This window comes from Streptomyces axinellae (assembly GCF_039532135.1).
GTDB lineage: Bacteria > Actinomycetota > Actinomycetes > Streptomycetales > Streptomycetaceae > Streptomyces > Streptomyces axinellae.
The window spans coordinates 486126-493779 of record NZ_BAAARJ010000002.1 but is presented as its reverse complement, the minus strand read 5'-3'; the positions used below and the strand labels follow the sequence as shown (position 1 = coordinate 493779).

The 7654-nt window shown below is 67.5% G+C and carries 6 protein-coding genes; 4 read left to right on the top strand and 2 right to left on the bottom strand.

What is annotated here, in order from left to right; translation table 11 throughout:
* Nucleotides 1-415: 415 nt before the first annotated feature.
* Nucleotides 416-1105 carry a potassium channel family protein gene (locus ABD339_RS04505; protein WP_344562286.1) on the bottom strand — a complete coding sequence of 230 codons (690 nt, stop codon included), beginning with the start codon at nucleotides 1103-1105 and terminating at the stop codon, nucleotides 416-418.
* Complete coding sequence (locus ABD339_RS04500; protein ID WP_344562367.1) at nucleotides 1098-2438, bottom strand: TrkH family potassium uptake protein; 1341 nt, start codon at nucleotides 2436-2438, stop codon at nucleotides 1098-1100. Before ABD339_RS04500 ends, ABD339_RS04505 begins: the two co-directional genes overlap by 8 nt.
* A gap of 187 nt (nucleotides 2439-2625) precedes the next feature.
* On the opposite strand from ABD339_RS04500, the gene ABD339_RS04495 reads away from it, so the two are divergent.
* The 4 genes from ABD339_RS04495 (at nucleotide 2626) to kdpB (ending at nucleotide 7654) form a co-directional block, all read left to right on the top strand.
* Nucleotides 2626-2790, top strand: a complete 165-nt coding sequence (locus ABD339_RS04495; RefSeq protein WP_344562284.1) for a hypothetical protein — start codon at nucleotides 2626-2628, stop codon at nucleotides 2788-2790.
* Nucleotides 2791-3729: 939 nt separating this feature from the next.
* Nucleotides 3730-3819 (top strand): K(+)-transporting ATPase subunit F, encoded by a 90-nt coding sequence (gene kdpF / locus ABD339_RS04490; RefSeq protein WP_344562282.1) that lies wholly within the window; start codon nucleotides 3730-3732, stop codon nucleotides 3817-3819.
* Nucleotides 3820-3827: 8 nt separating this feature from the next.
* The gene (gene kdpA, locus ABD339_RS04485; RefSeq protein ID WP_344562280.1) at nucleotides 3828-5492 is read left to right on the top strand and encodes a potassium-transporting ATPase subunit KdpA; all 1665 of its coding nucleotides are present in this window, start codon (nucleotides 3828-3830) and stop codon (nucleotides 5490-5492) included.
* Nucleotides 5489-7654: a potassium-transporting ATPase subunit KdpB gene (gene kdpB, locus ABD339_RS04480; RefSeq protein ID WP_344562278.1), complete on the top strand. Its 2166-nt coding sequence runs from the start codon at nucleotides 5489-5491 to the stop codon at nucleotides 7652-7654. Before kdpA ends, kdpB begins: the two co-directional genes overlap by 4 nt.

Here is a 7654-nt window from a genome sequence, read left to right as displayed (position 1 = left end):
CCTTGCGGTCTCGACGGAGCCTCCGGGACCACCCGCTGGAACAGTTCCCACAACTCATCCGGCACCAGCCGCTCAACGATCGAGACCACAACCGAAAGCCTACCGAGCCAAATGAGATGACGTCTTAACCAGGTTCGTGCTGCACTCGATCGCTGCGGACTGGGCTGAACTTGAGACAGAAGGGCTGCTGTGTCCCGATCCGCTGCGCCGTGTGCGGCGTCCCGTCACGTGTAGCGGTCGAGCTCTGTCAGCTGGAGGGGCCCCTCGCCCCGTGCCCACGTCAACGACCCGGGCGGACTAGTCACATGATCGGCCGGACAAGTCCTAGTCGAGTTCCTGGCCGAGGATCGAGCAGCGTATCCGATGCGGATGACCGCGCTCGGCAGGTCCGGGTCGACGGCGGGCGGGGGCGGCCTTACTGGAGTTCGCTGAAGCGTTCGGTTGCTCGGGTGCGTCCGGCGACGATGATGGTGTCGTCTGCTTCCACGACGGTTTCGGGGGTGGCGTAGGTGAAGCCTTCGCCGGGGCGTTTGATGGCGACGACGGTGATGCCGTAGCGGGAGCGGACGGCGCTGCTGGACAGGGGGAGGCCGATGATGCCGGCGGGCGGGCTGGTTTTGACCATGGCGAAGTCGTCTTCGAATTCGATGTAGTCGAGCATGCGGCCCCGTACAAGGTGAGCGACGCGCTGGCCCATGTCGTGTTCGGGGTAGACGACGTGGTGGACGCCGATTTGGGTGAGGATGCGGCCGTGGGCTTCGCTGGTGGCTTTGGCCCAGACGCTCTCGATGCCGAAGGAGATCAGCAGCGAGGCGGTGAGGATGCTGGCTTCAAGGTCGGTGCCGATGGAGACGACGGCGCGGTCGAACTCGTGGACACCCAGCTGGCGCAGGGCATCCTCCTTGGTGGAGTCGGCCCGCACGGTGTGGGTGAGGGAGCCGGAGAGGGCTTGGACGACTTCGGCGTTCTCGTCGATGCCGAGGACTTCGGTGTCTTCGTCGATGAGTTCCAGGGCCAGGGCGCGGCCGAAGCGGCCCAGGCCGATGACGACGACGGAGCCCTCCGGGCCCGTGTGCCGTTTCTTGGGGGTGGTCTTCCTAGCCAATGACGGGTCGCTCCTCGGGAAGGTCGTACAAGCGGACGCGGCTGCGCAGGGCGAGCGCGGAGGCGACGGTGATGGGGCCGAGCCGGCCGATGAACATCAAAGCGACAAGCAGCATCTGCAAGCCGGGATGCAGGTCGGCGGTGATGCCGGTGGACAGGCCAACGGTGGCGAAGGCGGAGGTGACCTCGAACAGTGACTGGTCCAGGCTGTAGTCGGTGAAGACCATGAAGGCCAGGGTGGAGATGGCGACGGCGGCCACGGACAGCAGCACCACGGTCAGGGCCTGACGCTGAAGGTCACCGTGCAAGCGGCGGTTGAAGAGGTTGACTGCGCCCTCGCCGCGGACCTCGGCGTACATGACGAAGAACAGCACGGCGAAGGTGGTGACCTTGATACCGCCGGCGGTGCCGGCGCTGGCGCCGCCGATGAACATCAGCACGTCCGTGCCCAGCCAGCTTGCGGGGTTCATCTGGGAGGTGTCGATGCTGTTGAACCCGGCGGTGCGCGGCATGACGCCCTGAAAGAACCCGGCCAGCAGTTTCCCGGGCACGTCCAGGGGGCCCAGGGTGGCGGGGTTGGACCATTCGATCGCGGTGATGAAGGCGCTGCCGCCGACCAGGAAGACACCAGAGGCCCACAGCACGATCTTGGTGTGGAGAGACCAGCCGCGCGGCTTGCGGAATCGGCGGCGCAGCTCGAACAGCACGGGGAAGCCCAGCCCACCGGCGATGACCGCCAGCGCGATGGGCACGCAGATCCATGGATCGGTTACGAAGCCCATCAAATTGTCGGAGTACAGGGCGAATCCGGCGTTGTTGAACGCCGAGACGGCGTGGAAAACGCCCAGCCACACCGCCCGCGGCCAGGACTCGTCGTAAGCGGTGGCGAACCGCAGGGCCAGCACCAGCGCGGTGACCGCCTCCAGCAGCAGGCTGGCCTTGACCACACCGGTCACGACCGCGCGGACATCACCCAGCCCTATCGTCTTGGTCTCCGCCGCGGCAGTCAGACGCGCTCTGAGGCCGATGCGGTGGGAGACAAGCAGAACCAGCAGGGAGGCGAAGGTCATGATGCCGAAGCCGCCCACCTGGATGAGCGCCACGATCACCGCCTGTCCGAACCCGCTCCAGTAGCCGGGAGTGTCCACCACGACCAGACCGGTCACACACACCGCGGAGGTCGAGGTGAACAACGCCTCCACAGCATTGGCACCGCCCGGCCCGGCCTTGGCCACCGGCAACATCAGCAGACCGGTCCCGGCCGCGATCGCCATGGCGAAGCCGGCCACGACCACCTGCGCCGGATGCCGAAGACGCGGCCACCGCCGCGTCACCACCACAAGCCCTCCGCTCCGCGGGCAGGCACCACGAATATTCGCACTGGAAGACGATAGACAACACCCACACCGTTCTCGACATCGGACCCTGCCCTCTGCCGTGTCTAGGCTTGCGTCACGCGCCCCCGAAACAGCGCCCGTCCGCCCCCCCTCACCGGTCCCTACCGGGCGCACAGGCGGCCGCGTGAAAGACCCCGACGGCGGCATGCGGCGCATCGAGTACGAGCTGTTCCTGGCCGCCGCGGTTCTGGTCACCGCCGGTGCTCTCAGCGACTCGTTGTGGCTGCCGGGCATCGGGGCATGGGTTCTGATTGCCGCTGGCCTGATCGAAATGATCTACCGGCCGTGACAGACCTCGGTGGCCGGCCCGCGCGACGCCTGCCCCTGGCCGTCATGATGTCGAGCCCCGTCGCCCCTCCTCACCTGCCGAGGGCTTGCGTAGCGCGGGACCGACACCCGGGGGCTCGCCAAGGCCGTCAGGACCGTGTCCTGGCCGGGACCCGCCGCCGCGGGCACGGTGCGGGGGCCGGGGGCGGTACTTGAGCAGGACATCCTTGACCCACCGAGCGACCTGGTCGTGGCTGCGCTTCTGCGGGGGCAGGTACGGCATCGTCTCCACCCGAGAAGCCATGTGGATGCGTGCGATCGCCGCCGCGTCTGCGCGTGCGCGAAACGAATCGGCACGGGACCCGTATTCGGGCGGTCTCTTTCTGCCTGTCGCTCTCCCACTGTGGCTGCTGCGGCCGTTGGCAGTGGCCCCGCCGAGGCCCAGCACGGCACGCCGGGGCCGAGCAGCCCGGATCGGCTGGCGCGGTGGCCACTCTCGCCTGGGGGAGTGCGAGGGAGGCGCGGATGTCTTGGGACGGTGCATCAGATGGTACGAGCGGCGGGACCGCGACAGGCGCTCTGCCCGATCCAGCCCGTGCCGCAGTCGAGGCTTCGTGATCGTCCGTGGGCCGCGCGGCGCGGCGAGAGGCGGACGCCATGCTCTGCCGACTGTGCTTCCGGGGTTGTGATGGTTCACCTGGACGGTCCGCGCCCGAGGGGCGGGCGGGTGATTCCCGGAGTGTGGCGGAGATACCCGTAAGTGACGCGTCAAAGCTGTCTGGGCCGCCGCGTGGGAGGCGTCAAGCGCGGTCAAGTCCAGCCACTGGAACGGTTGGATCGCACTGTCCGATTGCCTTTTCAATCTCTCCTAGGAGCTCGCGATGGCCGACGTGGCCTTCGTCATCGCCATTATCGCGGTGTTCGCGCTGATGGTGCTTGTCGCCAAGGGGGTGGCGAAGCTGTGACCGCCGAGAACATCGTCGGCTTGGTGGTGGCAGTCGCTCTGCTGGGCTATCTGGTCGTCGCCCTCGCCTTCCCGGAGAGGTTCTGAGCGCGCCGATGAGTCCCGTTCTTGCGGATGTGCTCCTGGTGACCGCCCTGATCGGGGCGCTCGCGCTGCTGCACCGTCCCTTCGGTGATTACATGGCCGCCGTCTACTCGTCCAAGAAGCACCTGCGGGCCGAGAAGTGGCTCTACCGATCAGTCGGTGCGAACCCTGATGCGGAGATGCGCTGGCCCGCCTACCTGCGCGGGGTGCTGGCCTTTTCGGCCGTTGGCGTGCTCTTCCTCTACGTGCTGCAGCGGGTGCAGGACAAGCTGCCGCTGTCGCTGGGGTTCAAGCCGATCACGCCGGATCAGGCGTTCAACACTGCCGCGTCCTTCGTCTCCAACACCAACTGGCAGTCGTATTCGGGCGAGGCGGCGATGGGCCACGTCACCCAGACGGCCGGGCTGGCCGTTCAGAACTTCGTCTCGGCTGCCGTCGGGATGGCGGTGGCGGTGGCGCTGGTGCGCGGCTTCGCCCGCTCCCGCACCGGGGACCTGGGCAACTTCTGGGCTGACCTCGTGCGCGGCACCGTCCGCGTCCTGATCCCGGTCGCCGTGGTCGCGGCGGTGCTCCTGGTCGCGGCGGGCGCCGTCCAGAACTTCGGCGACATCCACACACTCACCACTCTCACCGGTGACAAGCAGGCCATCAGCCCCGGCGCAGTCGCCTCGCAGGAGGCCATCAAGGATCTGGGAACCAACGGTGGTGGCTACTTCAACGCCAACTCCGCGCACCCGTTCGAGAACCCCAACGGCTTCACCAACCTGCTGGAGATCTTCCTGCTGCTGGTGATCCCGTTCTCCTTGCCGCGCGCCTTCGGCAAGATGGTCGGGAACGTCAGGCAGGGCTACGCGATCGTGGCGGCGATGGCCTTCATCTGGTGTCTCGGCGTGGTCGCCGTCACCTGGATCGAGTACGCCCACCCGGGCACCGCCTCGCAGATTGCGGGCGGGGCGATGGAGGGCAAGGAGCAGCGGTTCGGCGAGGGCCCGTCGTCGCTGTTCGCGGTTTCCACGACGATGACGTCGACCGGGTCGGTCAACTCCTTCCACGATTCCTTCAGCGGGCTTTCGGGCGGTGTGCTGCTGCTGGGCATGATGCTCGGCGAGATCGCGCCCGGCGGTGTGGGCTCGGGCCTGTACGGCATGCTGATCATGGCGATCATCGCGGTGTTCATCGCGGGTCTGATGGTCGGTCGCACTCCCGAGTACCTGGGTAAGAAGATCGGTACCCGTCAGATCAAGCTGGCGGCCTGCTACATCCTCATCACCCCGGCACTGGTGCTGATCGGCACCGCGGTCGCGATGGCTCTGCCCAACGGCAAGGAGGCCATGACCAACGTCGGGGCACACGGCTTCTCCGAGGTTCTCTACGCCTACACCTCGGCCTCCAACAACAACGGCAGCGCGTTCGCGGGCGTCGGCGCGGACACGGAGTTCTTCAACACGACGCTGGGCCTGAGCATGCTGCTGGGACGGTTCCTGCCCATGGTGTTCGTCCTGGCGCTGGCTGGTTCGCTGGCCGAGCAGGCCCCGGTCCCGGAGTCCGCGGGCACTCTGCGTACTGAGAAACCGCTGTTCACGGGCTTGCTGGTCGGAGTGATCCTGATCGTTGCCGGTCTGACGTTCTTCCCGGCCCTGGCGCTGGGGCCGCTGGCGGAGGGATTGGCGGCATGATCAACAACTCACAGAAGGCCGCCGTGAAGAAGCAGGACTCCACACCCACCGCGACGGGCACCCTCGCGCCCCACCAGGACGCACCTACCGGCCATGAGACCGAGGGACGGGTCAGCGGCGGGCTGTTCGATCCGAAGCAACTGTGGAAGTCGTTGCCGGATGCCTTCGGCAAACTCGACCCGCGGCTGATGATCAAGGCGCCCGTGATGTTCGTGGTGCTGGTCGGCTCGGTGGCCACCACCCTGCTGGCTGTCAAGGACCCGGGTGACTGGTTCGGCTGGGCCATCGCCGCCTGGCTGTGGCTGACCGTCGTCTTCGCGAGTCTGGCGGAGGCGGTGGCCGAGGGGCGCGGCAAGGCCCAGGCGGACACCCTGCGCAAGGCGAAGACCGACACGGTCGCGCGCCGGCTGTCCCAGGACGGCAAGACCGAAGTGGAGGTGCCCGGCACGCAGCTGGCAATCGGGAATCTGGTGGTTTGCGAAGCCGGCGACATCATCCCCGGCGACGGTGACGTCGTCGAAGGGGTCGCGTCGGTGGACGAGTCGGCGATCACGGGCGAGTCGGCCCCGGTCATCCGGGAGTCGGGCGGCGACCGCAGCGCCGTCACCGGCGGGACGAAGGTGCTCTCCGACCGCATCGTCGTCAAGATCACGACGAAGCCGGGTGAGACCTTCATCGACCGGATGATCAACCTGGTCGAGGGCGCCGCACGGCAGAAGACGCCCAACGAGATCGCGCTGAACATCCTGCTCGCCTCCCTGACCATCATCTTCCTGCTCGCTGTCGTCACGCTGAAGCCGTTCGCGATCTACGCCGGGGCCGACCGGCAGACCTCGCTGATCGTGCTCACCGCGCTGCTGGTCTGCCTGATTCCCACGACGATCGGTGCTCTGCTGTCCGCGATCGGCATCGCAGGCATGGACCGGCTGGTCCAGCGCAATGTCCTGGCGATGTCCGGCCGGGCAGTCGAGGCGGCCGGCGACGTCTCGACGCTGCTGCTGGACAAGACCGGCACCATCACGCTCGGAAACCGGCATGCCGCCGAGTTCGTGCCCGTCGGGGGCGTCACCGAGGCTGCGCTGGCCGATGCCGCCCAACTGTCCTCGCTGGCCGACGAGACCCCCGAGGGCCGCTCGATCGTGGTACTGGCCAAGGAGAAGTACGGACTGCGCGAGCGGCACCGGGGCGAGCTGACGCAGGCCGAGTGGGTCGCCTTCACCGCTCAGACCCGAATGAGCGGTGTCGACACCACCGAGCACGGGGCCGGACGCAAGGTCCGCAAAGGCGCGGCCGGTGCGGTCAACGCCTGGGTCACCGAGCGCGGCGGCGAACTCGCCGCGGACGTCCACGAGTTGACCGACGGCATCTCCCATGCGGGCGGCACCCCGCTGGTCGTCGCCGTCGAAGACTCACACGGCGCCCGTGTGCTGGGCATCATCCACCTCAAGGACGTGGTCAAGGAGGGAATGCGGGAGCGGTTCGAGGAACTGCGCCGGATGGGCATCAAGACCATCATGATCACGGGTGACAACCCGCTGACCGCCAAGGCGATCGCGGACGAGGCGGGCGTCGACGACTTCCTGTCCGAGGCGGCCCCCGAGGACAAGATGGCGCTGATCAGACGGGAGCAGGCGGGCGGGAAGCTTGTCGCGATGACCGGCGACGGCACGAACGACGCGCCCGCGCTGGCGCAGGCCGACGTGGGCGTAGCGATGAACACGGGTACGTCGGCCGCCAAGGAGGCCGGCAACATGGTCGACCTCGACTCCAACCCCACCAAGCTCATCGAGATCGTGCAGATCGGCAAGCAGCTGCTGATCACCCGGGGCGCGTTGACGACGTTCTCCATCGCCAACGACATCGCCAAGTATTTCGCGATCATCCCGGCGATGTTCGCCGTGGCCTACCCCTCGCTCGACAAGCTCAACATCATGGGCCTGGCCTCGCCGGAGTCCGCCATTTTGTCCGCGGTCATCTTCAATGCGCTGATCATTGTCGCGCTGGTCCCGCTCGCCCTCAGGGGCGTGCGCTACCGGCCGCTGAGCGCCGACCGGATGCTGCGGCGCAACCTCGGCGTCTACGGCCTGGGCGGACTGATCGTCCCCTTCATCGGCATCAAACTCATCGACCTGCTCATCTCTCTTATCCCCGGGATCGGCTGA